Raw genomic sequence first — 18,918 nt, 5'->3', positions numbered from 1 at the left:
AGCCACCATGGAAAAAACCAGCGACAACAACGGTAAACAGAAAGTCCGCTCGGCCGAGGTGGGCACTGACATCCTCAAGGCACTGGCCGAGTTGTCGCCTTCGACTTCGCTGTCGCGCCTGGCCGAGCACGTGCAGATGCCGGCGAGCAAGGTCCACCGCTATTTACAGGCGCTGATCGCCAGCGGGTTTGCCGAACAGAACGCAGCGACCAACCATTACGGCCTGGGCCGTGAAGCCTTGCGCGTGGGGTTGGCAGCACTCAACAGTATGGACGTGCTGAAAGTCGCCGCCCTGCCCCTGGCCGAGCTGCGTGATGACTTGAACGAAACCTGCTTTCTGGCGGTATGGGGCAATCAGGGCGCGACCGTGGTGCACATTGAGCCGGCAGTGCGTGCGGTGACGGTGGTGACCCAGCTGGGCTCGGTGCTGCCGCTGCTCAGCTCTTCGACGGGACTGGTATTTGGCGCCTACCTGCCGAAACGCGAGACCGAGGATCTGCGCGTGCAGGAGTTGCAGTCCCACGCAGCCCATGTGCTGGCAGACGATCAGGCCTACGCGGCCCAGTGCGAACAAATCCGCGCACGCGGTTTGCACCATGTACATGGTTTGCTGCTGCCTGGGGTGGATGCCTTGTCGGCACCGGTATTCAACGCGATGGGCAGAGTGGTTGCCGTGCTGACGGTGGTGGGGCCGACATCCTTGTTCCATGCCGATGAAAACGGACCGGCGGCGCAGCGCCTGTTATCCGCCAGCCGTGCGGTCAGCTGGCGCATGGGTTATGAACCCGCCGCATCCGCGACCTGACTGCCATAGCTGTGCCAACCAGGCAGGGTTGGCATGCCTTTAATTCATTCCAAAACCAAAAACCAACACTTACCAAACCTGCATTATCAATCCCAGCTTCTTCGCCATGGCAACTGCCTGTGTGCGTCGCTCCACACCCAACTTGCTGTGAATGCGCCGGGCATGGGTTTTCACCGTATGCAACGAAATGAACAGTTGTTCGGCGATTTGCTGATTGGAGTTGCCTTGGGCAATCAGGTCCAGCACTTCAAGCTCTCGCCCGCTCAGCAAACAGACATCGGTGTCTCTATCGACCACTGGCGCCGCGCCCTGTAGACGACAGATCAGACTCGGCTGGCGCAAATTCAAATCACGCAATGCCTGTTGCCCATGACAACGCTTCACCAAGGCCAGGCCGGCCTCCAGCGCTGCATGAGCCATGCCCGGCTCATCCGTCAGGTACGCCACTTCACAGATTGCCAATTGCAACTCCGTTTCCAGCGCCAGCATGGCCTGTTGTTGCGCCTGCTTGAGTAACGCCTTGAGACGATCCATTGGACTTTGCGCCAGTTGAAGTTGAGTCTCGGCCAACACCAACTGGTATTCGATACGCGCAATCAGTTGCAGCGTGGCCGGTGGTGCCTGGCGTGCATGAGTCCCGCGATAATGACGCAAGACTCGGGTCAGCGCTTCCCGGACCAACTCCGGGCGCCCTTGCTGCAGCCAGAAATGACTGCTGATTTGCAGCAGTACGCTGCGATAAACCGTGTCGGGGATCTGTCGTTGCTGCATCAACCGTTCGGCTTCGCGCAGACGATCAAACGCAAGGGCATAATCGCGCTGGTTGGCGGCCATCTGCGCTTGCCCGAGAAAGCCATACAGCGCGTGCTTGTCCTGGCTTTTCAGGCAGTCCTCCAGGCCGGACTGGAAGAAACCGGCGGCCAGCTCATCTTGTCCCTGACAGAGGGCCAGCCGTCCTCGGCGCAGGGCAATTCGCCCCAATAGCGGTGTCGGTCGATCAGCTTCTCGAGACAACAGCGCAACAGTATCAGCCAACAAGCTCTCGGCGCGTCGGGGCGCTCCGCGCATCTCCAGCAACTGCGCGTGATCGAGTTCAAGCAGCCCTTCGAACAATAGCGAGCCTTGGGCGCGCGCCAGGCACAGTGCCTCGCGATTGAACGTCTGCGCCACATCGAGTTCGGCGTTGAGCAACGCCTGCTGGGTCAGTCCTGACAGGCACAATAGTCGCGCCGGCCAGGCATCGACACTCAACTCGGCCAGCGCTTCGAGAAAGTGCCCGCGAGCTGCCTCCATACGGCCTTGCAAATGCAGGAGCCAGCCCTGTTGCGCCTGCCAGCGTGCCAGCAGTTGCCGTTGCAGCGCCTGCGTAGGCTGCGGGGTAAATCGTGCCAGTTGCCCGATGCACGCGGCGGCAGGATCGAAACGTCCGGCAAACAACAACGCCGCGCTGACCAGCCCGACCAATTGCGGCGTAACAAGGGTCAGCTCAGCCTGTTGACGCTCGTGGAGTTTCAACAACAGGCAGACATTTTCGCGCCGGAACAAATGTTCGAGGCTGAAGTGCTGCAACAGACTGACCGCCACTTCGAACTCCTGCGCCAACAGCGCCTGCTCGAACGCACCTTGCCAGTCCTCTTCGGCGCTGAACCATTGGCACGCGCGGCGATGCCAGGATCGCCCGGCCGGGGTCGGCTCTTCAGCCATTGCCCGGGCCAGTGGCTCGAAGATCCGCAACCACTCGACGGAATCTTCCCAAGGCTCAATGAAGCAGCCCATGTCCTGCAACGCGTGCAGCCACTGCGCGCCCTCTCCCGTACCGAAAAGATGCTCGCACAGGCTGGCGTTGAAGCGTGGCAGATGAACCAACACCTGCCAGACCTCAACCAACTCCGGCGGCAAGGTGTTGAACAGCTCGTGCTGCAGATAATCGAGCAACGTTGCCGAACGCCCCTGCTCAACCGACCACGGGCAACCATTGAGCAACGCAATCCGCACACCAGCGCACCAGCCACCGCTGCGCTCAACCACCCTCTTGGCGGTCTGGGCCGCCAGGGTCGGCTCGACATGACCGAGCAACTGCCCGACCTCGGCCTCGGTAAACGCCAGCGCCCGGCCTTCGCACTCGTACAACTCATCATCGAGCAGCAGCCGCGGCCAGTTGCAGGAGGGTCGACGACGGGAACCCAGCCACCAGGTCAGCGCCGGGCTGGCGACGGCCAACAGGCGATCGAGCATCCGGTCGAGTTCCGGGTTGGGTGCACGGCAGTAATCATCCAGAAACAGCCAGGTCGGGGTCTGTAATCGGGCCAGATGCGCCAGCAGCCCGGGCTCATCCGCCGAGGGCAGATCCAGCGCTTGCGTCAGTCGCAACAGAAAATCGGCAGCACTCAACGACGCCCCCGCCAGCGGCAGCCAACAGACCCGACAGTGCTCCGGCGCCCGCAGCAGGCATTCGCTGAGCAACGCGCTCTTGCCACTGCCGGGCGGTGCGCAAAGCAACTTCACCCTCGCGGTCGACACCAGCATGGGCTCGATCAGCCGCTCGCGGGACAGATGATGGGACGACAGTCGGGGCACAAGGCCTGGGCGGTCCAGACAGTGCGTCATTGCAGTCATTGTGATGCGCCTTTTTTTATAATTCTGGCGCCACCCTAGCCCCCTCCCGAGCGCTTGTTGAAGAAGTATTCAACACACTGATCGCCCCCTATAAAAAAGGTGACCGCAAAGTCACCCTTTTGTGTAGGTGCCTGTAGGAAACCTACCTGACCCCCGTGCTACGCAAGGCTGCTGGTGTGTAGTCCCCCGCTTTTGCATCGATGTTGAATTCGAAGCTGCGCTTTTCTTCGTTCTTCATTCCCAGTGCGATATAGCGACCGGCAATCAGGTCATACAGCGCTTCGACGGTGTAGGCCGGCACCTGGTGATCGTAGTAGAACTGAGCATGCCCTTCGGCGACGCGCCAGAGCTGTCCACGCCCGTCGTAGTGGTCGGCCAGCGCCACTTGCCAGCTGTCTTCGTCGATGTACATGTGGCGCTTGGCGTACACGTGCCGCTCGTTCGGCTTGACCGTGGCGACGACTTCCCAGACCCGGTGCAACTCATAGCGGGTCAGGTCCTGGTTGATGTGCCCGGCCTTGATCACATCCGTGTACTTGAGGTCTGGCGAGTCGAGCTTGTAGCTGTTGTAGGGGATGTACATTTCCTTCTTGCCGATCAGCTTCCAGTCGTAGCGATCCGGCGCGCCGGAAAACATGTCGAAGTTGTCGGTGGTGCGCAGGCCATCGGATGAGGTGCCGACACCGTCATAGGCGACCTGTGGCGCACGCCGTACCCGACGCTGGCCGGCGTTGTAGATCCAGGCCTTGCGCGGTTCCTTGACCTGATCGAGCGTCTCGTGAACCAGCAGCACGTTGCCCGCCAGCCGCGCCGGTGCGGTCACCTCCTGCTTGAAGTAGTTGAGCACGTTATCGTCGCTGCCCGGTTTCAGATCGCTGAGCAACGACGGCACGGCGACTTCGTCCTTGAAGCGGATCACCGTGAAGTCGCCATTGGATTGCGGCGTCGCCTGGGTGATGGTGCGACGCAGATTGCCGCCGTGGTAACGGGTGACGTGGTTCCAGATCACTTCCACGCCATTCTTTGGAATCGGGAACGCGTAGTAGCGATTGCCGGTGAAGTTGGCCAGACCGTTACCGTCGTTGATCGGTGTTACGTTCAGCGCACTGCGCTTGGCCGACTCATAGATTTCTGCCGGTAACGCCACGGTGCGGTGGCTGGGATAGACCGGGATCTTGTAAGTCTCGGGGTAGCGCTTGAACATCGCTATCTGGCCGTCGGAAAGCTTGTCCTTGTACTTGTCGACGGTCGCTGCGGTGATCACGAACAATGGCTTTTCGTTGGCGAACGGGTCGGCCAGGAAACCTTTGCTGTCCACCGCGCCAGCGTTTTTCGGGATGCCACCGGTCCAGGCCGGAATCGAACCATCGGCATTGCCGGCCTTCTCGGCTCCGAGCGGGGTCAGGCTGGTGCCAAGCTTGTTGGCTTCCTCTGGCGACACCGCGGCCATCACGTTGGCGGCCAGCAGACTCAGAGCCAGAACGGTGCCCAATTGCAGAATCATCTTGCGCATTGAATTCATCCTTTTCAGCCAGATCAGAAGTTCACACCAAAGCTCAACGCCACGAAGTCACGGTCGGTGAGGACGTTGTAGTCCCCGCCGAAAAAATCGGTGTAACTGAGGCTTGCGGTATAGGTGTTGCGATAGTCCGCATCGACACCGAGGCTGATGGCCTTGGCGCCTTCGTTGAACAGGCCGTTGGGGCCATAGCCGGAGACGTCGTGGGACCACGAGAGATTGGGCCTGACGTTGATCCCGGCGATGAGGTTGTTGTAGTCGAGGATGGCCCGAGCGCGATAACCCCACGAAGTCGAGGTCACGAAGCCGTCGGTGTCGCCGCCGAAACCATACTGGCCATACACCGAGTCGCGGCCGTAGCGCAACTTCGTACGTGCTTCCAGGCCACCGACCCGAACCACCGCCGCCTCGCCCACCAGCGTCAGGCGATCGGCACCTGCGACCTGATCGATGAAATGCGTCAAGGTGCTCTGGACCTGCGTCACCTCCTTGCGGCGGTAACCTGTGTTGTCAGCCCCCGGTGACGTGGCGATGGGCGATGCCGCACCGCCTGCAATCGGATTGAGCATGGCCAGGGTCAGGTCATTGGTGTTGACCTGTACCGGGAGGTTGGGGCGGTAGCTGATTTCCCCGCTCCACGCAGTGCCGGTCGATAAGGTGGTGGCGAAGCTGGCGCCGTAGAGGCGGATGTCCTCCGGATATTCGAGGTAATACTGGCCGCGACCGAGCATCACACTCTGGGCCAGGCCTGAACCGCTGCCGGGGGCGATTCGGTTGGCGGCGGCGACGATTCCCGGAAGGCTTACCAGCGTGCTGAGCCCGGCGGTGGTGGTCCCGACGTTGGGGCCGCGGCTGTGGTAGTTCATGAAGTACAGGCCGTACTCGGTGTCGTCCCCCAGCCAGCGCAACGCCGTACCCCACTGTCCGGAATCCCGGGCATCACGGTCGCCACCACGGGGAACGATCACGCCCTCTTTGCTGACCTCGAAGCCCTGGCCAAAGGCAGCCGCAATCGGCTGCAAGGGTGCAATGGCCGGGCTGGCGACGGTGTAGCCCTTGTTGCAGCCATCGGCCACCACATCGACACCAAAGAAGGTGCCGCAGTTATCGACGACCGTCTGATCCCATTCCAGTTGATAGAAGCCTTCCACGGTCAACTTCTCCGTCAGGCCCTGGGAGGCGAAGAGCATGTTGACCGGGATCAGGCCCTCCTTGATCTCGGCTCCAGGACGACGGAACGCGGACACGTCGACCGGGTTGATACTGTTGATCGAGTTGCCGATGAAGGTGCTCTCCCCCCAACTGACCACCTGCTTGCCGGCACGCACCGTGCCCGGCAAATCGGCGAGGGAGTAGTTGTGATAGACGAATGCGTCGAGGATTTGTCCGCCTGAAGACTTGGCGCCTTCTTTGCGATTGTGATCGCTGATGTCCTTGAATGGGCGGCTTTCATCCTTCAGTTCGAAGTCGTACCAGTACTTGCCACGCACAAACGCGCCGGTGTCGCCGTACTTCAGTTCGAGGTCATGAATGCCCTTGAAGATCTTCGAGAAGGTTTCGCCTTTCTTGAAGTTCAGGCGCCCGTCGTCACCAGTCGAAGACTGGCCGGAACCGCCATTGACGGTGCCTACCAGGGCATCATCCGCATCACGCATGCCCCAACTCGCGCCGACTGACAGCGAGGAGTCGAACGTCCCCTCGATTTCCCCGATGCTGAACGAAATGGCCTGAGCCTGGGCACAGCAGCCCAATGCGACCGCGGCCGCCAGCGCCTGCGGTGTGAAGATGGCGCGCATTGTTGTTTTTGTCATGCGTCTTCCCCGGTGAGTGACAGAAGGCCTCACCCTACTGCCGGGGCACCGGGATCGATAAGCGCACCAAAGAGGTATTCGTGGTGTACCTCTAAAGGATGACTGGCACAAGGTCACTACCCGGAAGTCGGGCAGCCGAATCCTGACTGTTGCCCGTGCTGCAACAGTGCATGTCGGGAATTGGTATTTTTCCTACGGCGCCGAGGGCTTATTCTTACTTGGCTGCCACGGAGCCTGCGCCGTGACTGAAGATTTCAGATGATTCGAGGATTCGGTTCATCGCCCGTGTTCACTGACGTTGATTTGTAGCTCCTGATCCAACGTCTTACTTTGGCCGCTGCGTTTGCAGCGGCCTTTTTTATGGGCGATGTTTTTTGATGAATGACTGCGACCAAGAAAAAGTTCGCATGCCTACATTGCTTTCAGAAAACGACTACCAGCATTGGGAAACATCACAAGCACTCCAGCCATTAAGTTGACCAGCAAGTCGGCGAACAACCTTGATCTTCGTCCGACTGCAAACTTACTTATTGCGAGTGCAACCATGAAGCCCATCAACTACAACAAGTATCGCTCAGCCAGAAGCTTCAACAGCCGAATACGCTTTCTGGTTCTTCACTACACCGCCGCTAACTTCTCAAGTTCTGTCAGTGCCCTGACCGGCCCGAATGTCAGCGCGCACTATCTGGTTCCGGATATCACCGACCCCAGCTACCTGAAAGCCGGTTATACCGGGCAGGAAGTGTTCAACCTGGTGGATGAAAGCCATCGCGCGTGGCATGCGGGCGTCAGTCAGTGGGGTAACCGTAGCAATCTGAATGACACGTCAATCGGCATTGAGGTGGTCAACCTGGCGACTGACAACAAAGGCCAATTCACCTTCCCGCCTTATCACCCCGAGCAGATTGCCGCGATTGAACTACTGGCGCTGAACATCCTCAAGCGCTACCCGGATATCACGCCGACGCAGGTGTTGGGCCACTCCGATATTTCAATCGGCCGCAAGAGCGACCCGGGGCCGATGTTTCCCTGGCAGGCGCTGTACCTGAAAGGCGTCGGCGCCTGGTTCGATGAAGCCACTCGGGACCAATACCTGAGCCAATACACCACATCGGGTGTTCCAGGCCGAAGCGAATTGCTGGGGCTGTTCAAGTCCTATGGATACGATGTTTCGGGCGCCTCGACGGAAGGTGGTTTTCAACAACTGGTGCGGGCATTCCAGATGCATTTTCGCCCGGAAAAATTTGACGGAAAAATGGATGCACAGACAGCCGCCAATCTGAAGGCACTGGTATTCAAATACTTTTCCGGCTGATCGATGGCAAACGATTTTCCAACCGACAAATGCAGCAACCGGCAAGGTCAGTCAATGTGACCTTGCCGACAATGTCAGAGCGAATACTTCTGCAAATTCCCCATCATTTCCTTCAGCGCATCGATATTGTCCTTCGGATGCGCCGCACCTTCGAAGTCGCAAATCTGCTGCCAATGCGCCGCCACGTCTTCCGGTGAGAAGCCGGCCCGTGGGTCGAACCCGACACCGAGACTGCGTTCCCAGCGGACCTTGCCCATCCAGCCACCGCCGACTTCAAACAGACCGGAGGTTTCCTGGCAGGTCTCGCTGGCCAGGTACACCACCAGCGGGCTGACCAGTTCCGGCTTGAGCTGTTCGAAGACTTGCGGCGGGATCAGGCCTTCGGTCATGCGCGTGCCGCCGGTGGGGGCGATGGCGTTGACCAGGATGTTGTTCTTGCGGCCTTCGATGGCCAGGGTGCGGGTCAGGCCATAGAGACCGAGCTTGGCCATGCCATAGTTGGACTGGCCGAAATTGCCATAGATACCCGAGGTTGACGCAGTGAAAATCACCCGGCCGTAGTTCTGCTCGCGCATATGTGGCCAGGCGGCACGGGTGACTTTGTAGGCACCTTCGACGTGGACGCGGTAAACCAGGTCCCAGTCGGCGTCTTCCATTTTGTGGAAGGTCTTGTCACGCAGGATCCCGGCGTTGTTGACCACCACGTCGACGCGACCGAAGACGTCCAGGGCATGCTGGACCAGTTTGTCACCGTCAGTGACCGAATCGTGGTTGGCCTCGGCAATGCCGCCGGCCTCGCGTATGTCCGCTACCACGCGGTCGGCGGCCGAGGCATTGGCGCCTTCGCCCTGGGTCGAGCCGCCCAGGTCGTTGACCAGAACCCTGGCTCCCTGTTTGGCGAACAGCAGTGCATGCGCCCGTCCCAGGCCGCCACCGGCACCGGTGATGATCACGACTTTATCTTCGAAGCGCACAGACTCATTCATGGGGGGACTCCAGCAGGCCAAGGGACAATGAGTCCGAGTTTCCGGCACAGCGCAGCGGGTCACAATCAACACGGGGAGGCTGAATGGTGCGCGATAAGGCTGGGGGATGATTGATAGAGAAATGGACACGAACCCTGTGGCGAGGGTAATGCTGTCCAGTCAAGCGAGAATGATCCACTGTTGGAGCGAGCTTGCTCCGGGCGTCGTTCCGACGATAGTCGTTATCGATGCCGTGTGTTTACTGACTAAACGCGGCGCTCTTGAGTTCATCGCGAGCAAGCTCGCTCCTACAAGGTTCAGGAGCAGGCGACTTTGCGCGGCGGAGAAAGCAGCTGATCGCGAAACGCCAGGTAGTGCCTGAGGACCTCGCAGGGTGCCTCGATCTGCGGGTAGTGACCGATGTCGGGCAACACCACGGTGTCCGCATCCGGGATCAGTTCCCGGTAACGCTCGACCATATGCACACCGGAGATCGGATCGACCCCGCCATCGATCACTCGCAGCGGCACTTCACCGCGCTGCATCGCGCTCACCCAGCGGTTGCGCCAGACGCGTCGCTCCGGGATGTAGGCGATCAACTTGTGCATGATCCGTGGCCCACGCTGGCTTTCGACCAGGCTCCAGAAATCATCCATCTGGCTTTCACTGGGCCGGGTTTGCGGGCCGAAAATCTGCCGAAAGCTTCTCACCAGGCCATCACGGCTGAAGGCGCGGCCAATCATCCAGCCCAAAGGGCTGAGCAAGAGCTTTTGCATCAATACCGGGCGGTGGGTTTCCGGAAACAACCCGCCGTTGAGAAACACACAACTGGCCAGCTCCACCCGCGACTCGTAATGCCGGGCCAGCAGTTCCTGGGCCACGCTGTCGCCATAGTCGTGGGCGAACAGGTGCACCGGCTGCTCGACATTCAGGTGTTCAAGCAGTGCCTGTTGCAGATCCGCTTGCTCCAGCAGGCTGTATTCGTGGTTCTCCGGTTTGGCCGAATCGCCGAAGCCCAGCATGTCGCAAGCGATCACGCGAAAGCGCTGGGTCAATGGCTGCCACAGGTAATGCCAGTCCCAACTGGCGGACGGAAAACCGTGAATCAGCAACAGCGGCTCACCCTGCCCCGCCGTCCAGTAACGGATGCTGTGGCCACGGAACAAGAACGTCTGGCTGCGTTTGCGCCAGACACACAGAGGAATCTCGGCAAGTGCCATTAGAGTTTATAACCCGGGTCCAGTTTATCGAGCTTGCGCAGCAGCGCCGGCCACGCCAGCGCTCCGCCCATTCCTTGAGCACTTCTGGTGACACCCGCGATCATGGCTTTGGCGCCGGCCAGAATCTGCGGTTCGATGGCAATCAGTTCAGCCGCACCGTTTTGTGCCATGACCTGAATGTCGCAGGCACGCTGAAAGGTAAACATCATCAGGAACGTATCGGCGATGCTGCTGCCGCATGTCAGCAGACCGTGGTTATGCAGCATCAGGAAATTGTTTTCACCGAGATCAGCCTGCAGCCGCACCTTCTCTTCATGGTTGAGCGCCACACCTTCGTAGGCGTGGTAGGCCAGGCTGGAAAGCACGAACAACGACTGTTGGCTGATCGGCAGCACGCCCTGCTTCTGTGCCGAGACCGCCACCCCTGAAGCCGTGTGGGTGTGCAGCACACAAACAACATCGTGACGGACTTCATGCACGGCGCTGTGGATGGTGTAACCCGCCGGATTGATCTCGTAAGGACTGTCCATCAGCTTGTTGCCGGCCTGATCCACCTTGACCAGGCTCGACGCGGTCATTTCGTGAAACATCAGCCCGAACGGGTTGATCAGGAAATCTTCGGTGCCGGGCACCTTGGCAGAGATGTGGGTAAAGATCAGGTCATCCCAACCATGTTGGGCAACCAGGCGATAACAGGCTGCCAGGTCGACGCGGGTCTGCCACTCGGCAGCACTGACCTGGTCTTTGACACTGTGTGGCGATTGGACGGGAGCGACAGTCACGGCAAGAAGCCTCGGTGTTTTTATTATGGAGTGTTTCCTATGTTCACCGAGTCTAGTCAGCCCTTGAGGTTCGTGTAGTTGCATTGGCAGCCAGCTTGGTGACCCTGCGAGTCAGTCGCCCTGCCACCCAGGGATCCATGTCAAACGACCGGCGCCAGCGATGGTCTGACAGGCAGTTTTTTACCGTACTGTCAGAACCCTGACTGACATGGATGTGAGGGTAACGTCAGGTGCGCAGTGCGCTGATCAGGCCCTCCAGCCAAGGCTCGGCGTCCGTCTCGGGGGTCACGCTTTCGCTGGCGTCCAGGCGCAGCATTGGCAGCACTTCGCGAATGCCCAGTTCACCGAACAATTCGCGCATCTGCTCGCCGCCGCCACAAAAAGTATCGCCATAACTCGCATCGCCCAATCCGATCACCGCCCCCGGCAAACCGCGCCAGGCTGCTGGCAATTGGTCACGAATGGTCGAATACAGTGGTTGCAGATTGTCCGGCAGCTCACCCATGCCGGTGGTCGAGGTCACCGCCAGAAAGGCTTCGGGGCCAAACGCCTGGACGTCGGCGAGGGTCGCACGCGAGTTGTGCCAGGTTTCGAAACCGGCAGCGTTCAACAGGCTGACGGCGTGGCGGGCAACTTCTTCGGCCGTGCCGTACACCGAGCCGGAAATGATGGCGACTTTCATCAAACTGATCCTGAATCCGAGTAAAAGACCCGGATATTAACACCACAGTCGTGATTATTCTTTTAGAATGCAATTGACAATCAATCAGGAAGGGATGCTCCGATGATTAATGCTCAACTGCTGCAAATGGTGATCAACGCCTCCAACGACGGCATCGTCATAGCCGAAAAGGAAGGCGATCAGGACAAAATCCTCATTTACGTCAACCCCGCGTTCGAACGCCTGACGGGCTACTCCAGCGAAGAGATCCTCTATCAGGATTGTCGTTTCCTGCAGTCGGGGGATCGCGACCAGGACGCCCTGCCGTTGATTCGCGACGCCTTGAACCGAGAAGGTTCCTGCCGGGAAATACTGCGCAACTACCGTAAGGACGGCACACCGTTCTGGAATGAGCTGTCCCTTTCAACGGTGAAAAATCCAGCGGACGGGCAGACCTACTTTGTCGGTGTGCAGAAAGACGTCACCGTGCAGGTCAAGGCGCAACAGCGCGTGGCACAACTGGAGGGACAGGTGGCTGAACTCCAGGCGGAGCTTGCTGCGCTCAAGGCGACGAACGGCGCAAACGAAACCCAGAATTAATGGTCAGTAACTACAATCACCAATGACTTTGTAATTATATCTTTCGAGCTGGCCATGCAACGCGACGCGCTCCTGACCCAGGATGAGCTGGATTTCATCCAGACCATGCAACACAACCCGCAACTCAATGTGCGGGATGCGACGTCGAGCCTGCTCGTCAACGGTGGATCGCAAATCCGTGACCTGCTCACCCGCCTGGCGGCCCATGAGCAGGTCACCATTCAAGCCAGCTTCGAAAACCAGCAAATAACCTTCCCCCTGCACCTGGTGGAAGACGAGTTCCATGCGATGCATTTGCGTCTCGGCGTGCCGAGCATCTATGAAGACGGGCCCATGGCCCGGCCTTGGCGTCTGGTACTGGACGAGCCGGTAGCGCTGGAAAACGCCCAGGGTCAACCCGGCACCCTGTGGGTACACGAAGTGTCGTGCAAAGGGGTTTTGCTGGAGGTTCGCAACAAGACCAAGCCACCGAAGCATTTCGCCTTGTGGTTCAGCCCCTCAGGCTATGAGCGGATTGCCTTGCGCGGCACCTTCGAGAAGGAAAACGCACAGGGCTTCTACGCCTATCAACTGAACCAGAGCGATACGGACGAAACCGAGCGTCTGCGTCAGTTCATCCTGCAACAGCATCGTCTGACTCATCCAACGCTGCATCTCTGAACTTCAAGTATCCAGATTTCCCGCCAGGAACTGGTTCAGACGCTGGCTCATGACCTTCCCTTCATTGCCCAGGCAACCGATCGATGACCCGGCCAGGCTGCCCTGCGCCAAGTCAGAGGCATCACCGGCCAAAAACAATCGACACTCCAGGCCCATGGCCAGGCGATTCAAGCGACGCGGCAACTCGGCATTCGGTACATGATTGGAAAACAGCACCAGTGCCACGGGCTTGATCCTTTCACACATCAGCGCCAGCTCCTCGAATGGCTGGCCTATGTTCAATACGCGAATGGTCGATGGCCCGGAACTCAGGAACAGGGCGGCGACCAACAGCTCCAGCTCCCGACAGTGACCATCCAGGGCACAGATGACCACGTGATGCGGTTGCCTCTCGCGCGTCAACAGCAAGCGCTGCACTACCCGGGAACGTAGAAAACCATCCAGGAACAGCCACTCGCTGGTTACGCCGAACTGGTCCTGGCGTTGCAACAACTGCTTCCAGACGGGGATCAGAATGTCCTGAAACACCACCGCCAGGGCGTAACTGGAGAAGATTTGCCCGTAGACCTGCTCCAGCTGAAGGTCGTCAAACCCGTTGACTGTCGCAAGAACCTGCTGCTGCCACTGCGCGTAATCGGCTTCCACGAGGCTGTTGGGGATGATGTGCGACAACGTCTGGAGCGGCTCGGTCCTGGCCAGGATCTTGCCGATCCTGCTGACCGCAACACCGCGTTCGATCCAGCCGAGAATGCTGCGAACGCGCTCAATATCGGACATCGAATACAGTCGATGCCCGCTATCGGTGCGTGTTGGAACAATCAGGCCATAACGTCGCTCCCAGGCGCGAAGCGTGACCGGGTTGACACCTGTCAGTCGCGCCACCTCGCGAATGGGAAAGAGCTCTTCCTGTTCGAGTGTGATGGCCTGCGCGGATCGTGAAGCGACGTCTGTATGTATCGGCATCCTGTTGAAACATCCTTGTATCGTCCGAGCGTCATTCTAACGCCCCCGCCCCGTAAAGTTTCCGTAAAAAATCGATACTGCGAATGAGCGGATAAACGTCACAGACGCCACGGGCAGAATCAGGAATAATCCTTGCTTGTTTCAAGTCGCAGCCCACCACCCCGGCGCTGCGCCTGGCGAAGCCCCTATCCGGAGCGACGCAAATGCCTTATGGAGATACACAATGTCTACCTCACCCGTCACGCTGATGGTTGCGCGCCGCGTTGCCAATGGACGTTATCAGGACCTGATCGCCTGGCTGCGCGAAGGCGAACAACTGGCCACCGACTTTCCCGGTTATCTCGGCTCCGGTGTACTCGCTCCGCCGCCCGGGGACGACGAATTCCAGATCATCTTCCGCTTCGTCGACGAGCAGACCTTGCACGCCTGGGAACATTCCGTCTCTCGCAGCGCCTGGCTCGGACGCGGCAGCGACCTGTTCGCCCACCCGACAGAACACCGGGTCAGCGGCATCGAAGGCTGGTTTGGCGTCGCCGGCCAACGCCCGCCGCGCTGGAAACAGGCCGTGGCGATCTGGCTGGCGTTCTTTCCGGTCTCGCTGCTGTTCAACTTTGTGCTGGGGCCGCTGCTGGGCGAGATGGCGCTACTGCCCCGCGTGCTCGTCAGCACCCTGTGCCTGACGCCGTTGATGGTTTATTTCTTCATCCCTTTGTCCACTCGACTGCTTGCCACCTGGCTGAACAGTGCCTCTACGCGGCCCTTGCCCGCACAACCCACTACCCAAAACCACTGACAACCCTTGTGGGAGCGGGCTTGCTCGCGAAGACGGTATGTCAGTCAACATTTGTTCCGGCTGACACAACGCTTTCGCGAGCAAGCCAGCTCCCACACAGGCCCGTTTTGCATAATAGGTAGAGCGCTGCCGTCGCTGGTATAGTTTTACTCTCACCGCGACGCGAGCCGTTCATGACTTCTTCCGCAGCCCCTATCCTGATTACCGGCGCCGGCCAGCGTGTCGGCCTGCACTGCGCTCGGCGATTGCTGGAAGACGGCCATCGCGTGATTTTCAGCTACCGCAGCGAGCGGCCCGGCGTACAAGCCCTGCGCGACCTGGGGGCCACCGCCGTGTTCGCGGACTTCGCCAGCGAGGCCGGAATCCTCGCCTTCATCAGTGAACTGAAAACCCACACCGACTGTTTGCGGGCGATTGTCCACAACGCCTCCGAATGGCTGGCCGAAACACCGGACACTGACGCCGCCGCATTCACCCGCATGTTCAGCGTGCACATGCTGGCGCCCTACCTGATCAACCTGCATTGCGCCGATCTGTTGCAGCGCTCAAGCCCCGCCGACATCGTGCACATCAGCGATGACGTGACCCGCAAGGGCAGCAGCAAGCACATCGGCTATTGCGCCAGCAAAGCCGGACTCGACAGCCTGACCCTGTCCTTCGCCGCCAGGTACGCACCGGACATCAAGGTCAACGGGATTGCGCCCGCCCTGCTACTGTTCAACCCTGAAGACGACGCGGCCTACCGCGCCAAGGCACTGGCCAAGTCCGCGCTGGGCATCGAACCCGGCTGCGAAGTGATCTACCAGAGCCTGCGCTATCTGCTCGACAACCCTTATGTCACCGGCACCACCCTGACCGTCAACGGCGGAAGGCACATCAAGTAAGTGTCCCGCGAGGATTTTCCATGACGTTATCCCTGCCCCAGAATTATCGAGAGATCCTCATCGGCCTCGGTGAGAATCCAGACCGCGAAGGCCTGCTCGACACCCCGGTGCGCGCAGCCAAAGCCATGCAGTACCTTTGCCATGGCTACGAACAAAGTGTCGAAGAGATCGTCAATGGCGCGCTGTTCGCCTCCGACAACGATGAAATGGTGATCGTCGACAACATCGAGCTGTATTCGCTTTGCGAACACCACATGCTGCCCTTCATCGGCAAGGCGCATGTGGCTTATATTCCAACCGGCAAGGTGCTGGGGCTGTCGAAGATTGCGCGGCTGGTGGACATGTTCGCCCGGCGCCTGCAAATCCAGGAAAACCTCACCCGGCAAATCGCCGACGCCGTGCAACAGGTGACCGGTGCGGCAGGCGTCGCAGTGGTCATCGAAGCGCAGCACATGTGCATGATGATGCGCGGCGTCGAGAAACAGAATTCGACCATGAACACCTCCGTGATGCTCGGCGCCTTCCGCGAGTCGAGCAACACCCGCCAGGAGTTCCTGCAATTGATTGGACGGAGCAAGTAGCAATGCCACAACTTCAGCCAGGCATGGCACGCATCCGGGTCAAAGACCTGTGCCTGCGTACCTTCATCGGCATCAATGAGGATGAAATCCTCAACAAGCAGGATGTGCTGATCAACCTCACCATTCTGTACGCGGCCCAGGAAGCGGTACGTGACAACGACATCGATCACGCGCTGAACTACCGCACGATCACCAAGGCGATCATAGCCCACGTGGAAGGCAACCGCTTTGCGCTGCTCGAACGCCTGACCCAGGAAATTCTCGACCTGGTGATGGCCAATGCATCGGTGCTCTACGCCGAGGTCGAAGTCGACAAGCCCCACGCGCTGCGATTCGCCGAATCGGTGTCGATAACGCTTGCAGCGAGCCGCTAGCTACAAGCTACAGGCGCCAAGCTGTAAACTTGCAGCCACCGCAATCCAACTTGCAGCTTGAAGCTTGCCGCTTGAAGCTGTCTCGCAGAGACCGCCATGACCGATCAACAACGCCTTGAACTCGAAGCCGCCGCCTTTCGTCGGCTGGTGGCCCACCTGGACAGCCGCAAGGATGTGCAGAACATCGACCTGATGAACCTCTCGGGCTTCTGCCGCAACTGCCTGTCCAAGTGGTACAAGGCGGCGGCGGATGAGCGCCAGATCGAGGTCAGCCTCGACGAAGCCCGCGAAGTGGTTTACGGCATGCCGTACGCCGAATGGAAAGCCCAATATCAGCAAGAAGCCAGCGCCGAACAACAGGCGGCGTTCGCCAAAGGAAAACCCAATGAGTGATTTGAACACCCTGCGCGCCAGCCTCAACAGCGGCGAACATGCCTTCGCCGACACCTTGGCGTTCATTGCTGGCGGTTACGACTACCAGCCTCAGGCCTTCAACAACGGTGGTGTGGAAAACGCGGCCGGGCAGAACGAAGGCTCGTGCAAGACCCTGGGGCTCGCGCTGCTCGAAGGCTTGAGCGATGAAGAAGCCCTGCTGGCTTTCGGCGAGCATTACCGCTCGGTGCTGGCAACGCCAGAAGGCAGCGACCACGGCAACATCCGGGCGTTGATTGCCCACGGCCTGGCGGGTGTGAAGTTCGTCCAACAGCCGCTGACACGCCGCTGATTTGATTTGTAGGAGCGAGCCCGCTCGCGATGGACTGAAGAACGCCACGGGGTGTCAGGCTCCCAGCGTCATCGTTCACCACCATCGCGAGCAAGCTCGCTCCTACAGGTTTTGCGTTCATGGCGCGGAATTGATCACAAGCACAACCCGACTTTTAAGATTGACCCGGCAACTTTATTTCGTTTGCCCCGTAGCACCGCTCACGGCTTAGATAAAAAGAAGTCCTCCTTCTTCCGAGCCGGTCATTCATGCGCAGCGAAACCATCAGCCAGTCGATCAACATCGTTCACCCTGTCACGCTCAGCCACGGCAAAAACGCCGAGGTCTGGGACACAGATGGCAAACGCTACATCGACTTTGTCGGTGGCATTGGCGTGCTCAACCTCGGCCATTGCCATCCGCGCATCGTCGAGGCCATTCGCGAACAAGCCACGCGGCTGACCCACTATGCGTTCAACGCGGCGCCCCATGTGCCTTACCTCGAACTGATGGATCGCCTCACTGCGTTCATGCCGGTGGGTTACCCGGTCAGCGGCATGCTCACCAACAGCGGCGCGGAAGCGGCGGAAAACGCCCTGAAGATCGTCCGTGGCGCCACCGGGCGCAGCGCGGTCATCGCCTTCGACGGTGCATTCCACGGCCGCACGCTGGCCACGCTCAACCTCAATGGCAAGGTGGCGCCCTACAAACAGAAAATCGGCGTGCTGCCGGGGCCGGTGTATCACCTGCCCTTTCCCGGCCCGGACAACGGCGTGACTTGCGCCGAAGCCCTCAAAGCCATGGAGCGCCTGTTCAGCGTCGAGATTGATGTCGAAGACGTCGCCTGCTTTATCGTTGAACCGGTGCAGGGCGAAGCGGGTTTCCTGGCCATGGACGTCGAGTTCGCCCAAACGCTGCGCAAGTTCTGCGACGACAAGGGCATCGTGCTGATCGCCGATGAAATCCAGTCCGGTTTCGGCCGCACCGGCCAGCGCTTCGCTTTCTCACGGCTGGGCATCGAGCCGGATCTGGTCCTGCTCGGCAAAAGCATCGCCGGCGGCGTGCCGCTGGGGGCGGTGGTCGGGCGCAAATCGCTGATGGATAACCTGCCCAAGGGCGGACTCGGTGGCACTTACTCGGGCAATCCCATCGCCTGCGCCGCCGCGCTGGCGACGCTGGATGAAATGACCGATGCCAACCTGCACGCCTGGGGCGCACAACAAGAGGAAGCGATTGTCGGCCGCCATGAAACCTGGCGCGCGAACAACCTGACGCCGTACCTGGGCCGACTTACCGGTGTAGGTGCGATGCGTGGTATCGAGCTGATCAACGCCGATGGCTCGCCCGCCCCGGCACAATTGACCCAACTGCTGACTTTGGCGCGGAATGCGGGCCTGCTGCTGATGCCCAGTGGCAAATCGCGGCACATCATTCGCTTGCTGGCGCCGTTGACCATCGAGGCTGCGGTGCTGGAAGAAGGGCTGGATATTCTTGAAGCCTGTCTTGAAAAACTGACCTGAACACTATCCCTGTGGGAGCGGGCTTGCTCGCGAAAGCGGTGGATCAGCCAGCATCAATGTTGAATGACACACCGCTTTCGCGAGTAAGCCCGCTCCCACACCGGAGTGTTATCAAGCATTAAATCGTGGGCATAAAAAAACCGGCC

19 protein-coding genes are annotated in these 18,918 nt (G+C 59.7%); 11 read left to right on the top strand and 8 right to left on the bottom strand.

Translation table 11 applies throughout. From position 1 onward, the window contains the following. Positions 1-7: 7 nt before the first annotated feature. Positions 8-805, top strand: a complete 798-nt coding sequence (locus ACXX83_RS01110) for an IclR family transcriptional regulator (RefSeq protein ID WP_217837219.1) — start codon at positions 8-10, stop codon at positions 803-805. A 69-nt stretch (positions 806-874) separates the two neighbouring features. Here ACXX83_RS01110 and ACXX83_RS01105 read toward each other — a convergent pair whose 3' ends face one another. The 3 genes from ACXX83_RS01105 to ACXX83_RS01095 form a co-directional block, all read right to left on the bottom strand. Beyond that, positions 875-3,421 carry a helix-turn-helix transcriptional regulator gene (locus ACXX83_RS01105; RefSeq protein WP_458547366.1) on the bottom strand — a complete coding sequence of 849 codons (2,547 nt, stop codon included), beginning with the start codon at positions 3,419-3,421 and terminating at the stop codon, positions 875-877. A gap of 142 nt (positions 3,422-3,563) precedes the next feature. Further along, a complete protein-coding gene (locus ACXX83_RS01100; RefSeq protein ID WP_458547365.1) occupies positions 3,564-4,934 on the bottom strand; it encodes a DUF1329 domain-containing protein in 1,371 nt (456 codons plus the stop codon). A 23-nt stretch (positions 4,935-4,957) separates the two neighbouring features. Then, entirely contained in the window at positions 4,958-6,751 is a 1,794-nt protein-coding gene (locus ACXX83_RS01095; RefSeq protein WP_458547364.1) for a DUF1302 domain-containing protein, read from the bottom strand. A 544-nt stretch (positions 6,752-7,295) separates the two neighbouring features. On the opposite strand from ACXX83_RS01095, the gene ACXX83_RS01090 reads away from it, so the two are divergent. Continuing rightward, complete coding sequence (locus ACXX83_RS01090) at positions 7,296-8,066, top strand: N-acetylmuramoyl-L-alanine amidase (protein ID WP_458550152.1); 771 nt, start codon at positions 7,296-7,298, stop codon at positions 8,064-8,066. 74 nt (positions 8,067-8,140) lie between these two features. Here ACXX83_RS01090 and ACXX83_RS01085 read toward each other — a convergent pair whose 3' ends face one another. From ACXX83_RS01085 to ACXX83_RS01070, 4 genes are all read right to left on the bottom strand, one after another. Next, positions 8,141-9,052, bottom strand: coding sequence for an SDR family oxidoreductase (locus ACXX83_RS01085; protein WP_126049324.1), 912 nt, complete (start codon positions 9,050-9,052; stop codon positions 8,141-8,143). Positions 9,053-9,348: 296 nt separating this feature from the next. Continuing rightward, positions 9,349-10,251 carry an alpha/beta fold hydrolase gene (locus tag ACXX83_RS01080; protein WP_217837213.1) on the bottom strand — a complete coding sequence of 301 codons (903 nt, stop codon included), beginning with the start codon at positions 10,249-10,251 and terminating at the stop codon, positions 9,349-9,351. Next, the gene (locus ACXX83_RS01075) at positions 10,251-11,033 is read right to left on the bottom strand and encodes a class II aldolase/adducin family protein (RefSeq protein WP_217837212.1); all 783 of its coding nucleotides are present in this window, start codon (positions 11,031-11,033) and stop codon (positions 10,251-10,253) included. The genes ACXX83_RS01080 and ACXX83_RS01075 overlap by 1 nt, the downstream gene beginning before the upstream one ends. 226 nt (positions 11,034-11,259) lie before the next feature. Further along, entirely contained in the window at positions 11,260-11,715 is a 456-nt protein-coding gene (locus tag ACXX83_RS01070; protein WP_458547363.1) for a flavodoxin, read from the bottom strand. A gap of 102 nt (positions 11,716-11,817) precedes the next feature. On the opposite strand from ACXX83_RS01070, the gene ACXX83_RS01065 reads away from it, so the two are divergent. After that, positions 11,818-12,294, top strand: coding sequence for a PAS domain-containing protein (locus ACXX83_RS01065; RefSeq protein WP_217837210.1), 477 nt, complete (start codon positions 11,818-11,820; stop codon positions 12,292-12,294). 54 nt (positions 12,295-12,348) lie between these two features. Further along, positions 12,349-12,954 carry a hypothetical protein gene (locus ACXX83_RS01060; protein WP_217837209.1) on the top strand — a complete coding sequence of 202 codons (606 nt, stop codon included), beginning with the start codon at positions 12,349-12,351 and terminating at the stop codon, positions 12,952-12,954. 3 nt (positions 12,955-12,957) lie between these two features. On the opposite strand, the gene ACXX83_RS01055 is transcribed toward ACXX83_RS01060, so the two are convergent. Further along, positions 12,958-13,917 (bottom strand): MerR family transcriptional regulator, encoded by a 960-nt coding sequence (locus ACXX83_RS01055; RefSeq protein WP_217837208.1) that lies wholly within the window; start codon positions 13,915-13,917, stop codon positions 12,958-12,960. Between the two features lie 223 nt (positions 13,918-14,140). Here ACXX83_RS01055 and ACXX83_RS01050 point away from each other — a divergent pair, with 223 nt between their 5' ends. The 7 genes from ACXX83_RS01050 to ACXX83_RS01020 all read left to right on the top strand — a co-directional run bounded on the left by ACXX83_RS01050 (position 14,141) and on the right by ACXX83_RS01020 (position 18,772). After that, complete coding sequence (locus ACXX83_RS01050; RefSeq protein WP_458547362.1) at positions 14,141-14,710, top strand: putative antibiotic biosynthesis monooxygenase; 570 nt, start codon at positions 14,141-14,143, stop codon at positions 14,708-14,710. Between the two features lie 173 nt (positions 14,711-14,883). Continuing rightward, complete coding sequence (folM, locus tag ACXX83_RS01045; RefSeq protein WP_007970306.1) at positions 14,884-15,594, top strand: dihydromonapterin reductase; 711 nt, start codon at positions 14,884-14,886, stop codon at positions 15,592-15,594. Positions 15,595-15,614: 20 nt separating this feature from the next. Continuing rightward, positions 15,615-16,175 carry a GTP cyclohydrolase I FolE gene (gene folE, locus ACXX83_RS01040; protein ID WP_102701473.1) on the top strand — a complete coding sequence of 187 codons (561 nt, stop codon included), beginning with the start codon at positions 15,615-15,617 and terminating at the stop codon, positions 16,173-16,175. A 2-nt stretch (positions 16,176-16,177) separates the two neighbouring features. Beyond that, positions 16,178-16,549, top strand: a complete 372-nt coding sequence (gene folX, locus ACXX83_RS01035; protein ID WP_007970304.1) for a dihydroneopterin triphosphate 2'-epimerase — start codon at positions 16,178-16,180, stop codon at positions 16,547-16,549. 96 nt (positions 16,550-16,645) lie between these two features. After that, positions 16,646-16,942, top strand: a complete 297-nt coding sequence (locus tag ACXX83_RS01030) for a DUF1244 domain-containing protein (RefSeq protein WP_008023232.1) — start codon at positions 16,646-16,648, stop codon at positions 16,940-16,942. After that, positions 16,935-17,273, top strand: coding sequence for a HopJ type III effector protein (locus ACXX83_RS01025; protein WP_218480072.1), 339 nt, complete (start codon positions 16,935-16,937; stop codon positions 17,271-17,273). The genes ACXX83_RS01030 and ACXX83_RS01025 overlap by 8 nt, the downstream gene beginning before the upstream one ends. Positions 17,274-17,521: 248 nt before the next feature. Then, entirely contained in the window at positions 17,522-18,772 is a 1,251-nt protein-coding gene (locus ACXX83_RS01020; RefSeq protein WP_458547361.1) for a 2-aminoadipate transaminase, read from the top strand. The last annotated feature ends 146 nt before the right edge of the window (positions 18,773-18,918 follow it).

The organism is Pseudomonas sp. GNP012, from assembly GCF_054343835.1.
Note: the sequence above shows the minus strand (reverse complement) of the source record. Positions and strands in the feature narration are given on the sequence as shown.

Coding starts and splice junctions, on each gene's coding strand:
- ACXX83_RS01110 (WP_217837219.1), top strand. CDS start 8: ATGGAAAAAACCAGCGACAACAACGGTAAACAGAAAGTCCGCTCGGCC.
- ACXX83_RS01105 (WP_458547366.1), bottom strand. CDS start 3,421: ATGACTGCAATGACGCACTGTCTGGACCGCCCAGGCCTTGTGCCCCGA.
- ACXX83_RS01100 (WP_458547365.1), bottom strand. CDS start 4,934: ATGCGCAAGATGATTCTGCAATTGGGCACCGTTCTGGCTCTGAGTCTG.
- ACXX83_RS01095 (WP_458547364.1), bottom strand. CDS start 6,751: ATGACAAAAACAACAATGCGCGCCATCTTCACACCGCAGGCGCTGGCG.
- ACXX83_RS01090 (WP_458550152.1), top strand. CDS start 7,296: ATGAAGCCCATCAACTACAACAAGTATCGCTCAGCCAGAAGCTTCAAC.
- ACXX83_RS01085 (WP_126049324.1), bottom strand. CDS start 9,052: ATGAATGAGTCTGTGCGCTTCGAAGATAAAGTCGTGATCATCACCGGT.
- ACXX83_RS01080 (WP_217837213.1), bottom strand. CDS start 10,251: ATGGCACTTGCCGAGATTCCTCTGTGTGTCTGGCGCAAACGCAGCCAG.
- ACXX83_RS01070 (WP_458547363.1), bottom strand. CDS start 11,715: ATGAAAGTCGCCATCATTTCCGGCTCGGTGTACGGCACGGCCGAAGAA.
- ACXX83_RS01065 (WP_217837210.1), top strand. CDS start 11,818: ATGATTAATGCTCAACTGCTGCAAATGGTGATCAACGCCTCCAACGAC.
- ACXX83_RS01060 (WP_217837209.1), top strand. CDS start 12,349: ATGCAACGCGACGCGCTCCTGACCCAGGATGAGCTGGATTTCATCCAG.
- ACXX83_RS01055 (WP_217837208.1), bottom strand. CDS start 13,917: ATGCCGATACATACAGACGTCGCTTCACGATCCGCGCAGGCCATCACA.
- ACXX83_RS01050 (WP_458547362.1), top strand. CDS start 14,141: ATGTCTACCTCACCCGTCACGCTGATGGTTGCGCGCCGCGTTGCCAAT.
- folM (WP_007970306.1), top strand. CDS start 14,884: ATGACTTCTTCCGCAGCCCCTATCCTGATTACCGGCGCCGGCCAGCGT.
- folE (WP_102701473.1), top strand. CDS start 15,615: ATGACGTTATCCCTGCCCCAGAATTATCGAGAGATCCTCATCGGCCTC.
- folX (WP_007970304.1), top strand. CDS start 16,178: ATGCCACAACTTCAGCCAGGCATGGCACGCATCCGGGTCAAAGACCTG.
- ACXX83_RS01030 (WP_008023232.1), top strand. CDS start 16,646: ATGACCGATCAACAACGCCTTGAACTCGAAGCCGCCGCCTTTCGTCGG.
- ACXX83_RS01025 (WP_218480072.1), top strand. CDS start 16,935: ATGAGTGATTTGAACACCCTGCGCGCCAGCCTCAACAGCGGCGAACAT.
- ACXX83_RS01020 (WP_458547361.1), top strand. CDS start 17,522: ATGCGCAGCGAAACCATCAGCCAGTCGATCAACATCGTTCACCCTGTC.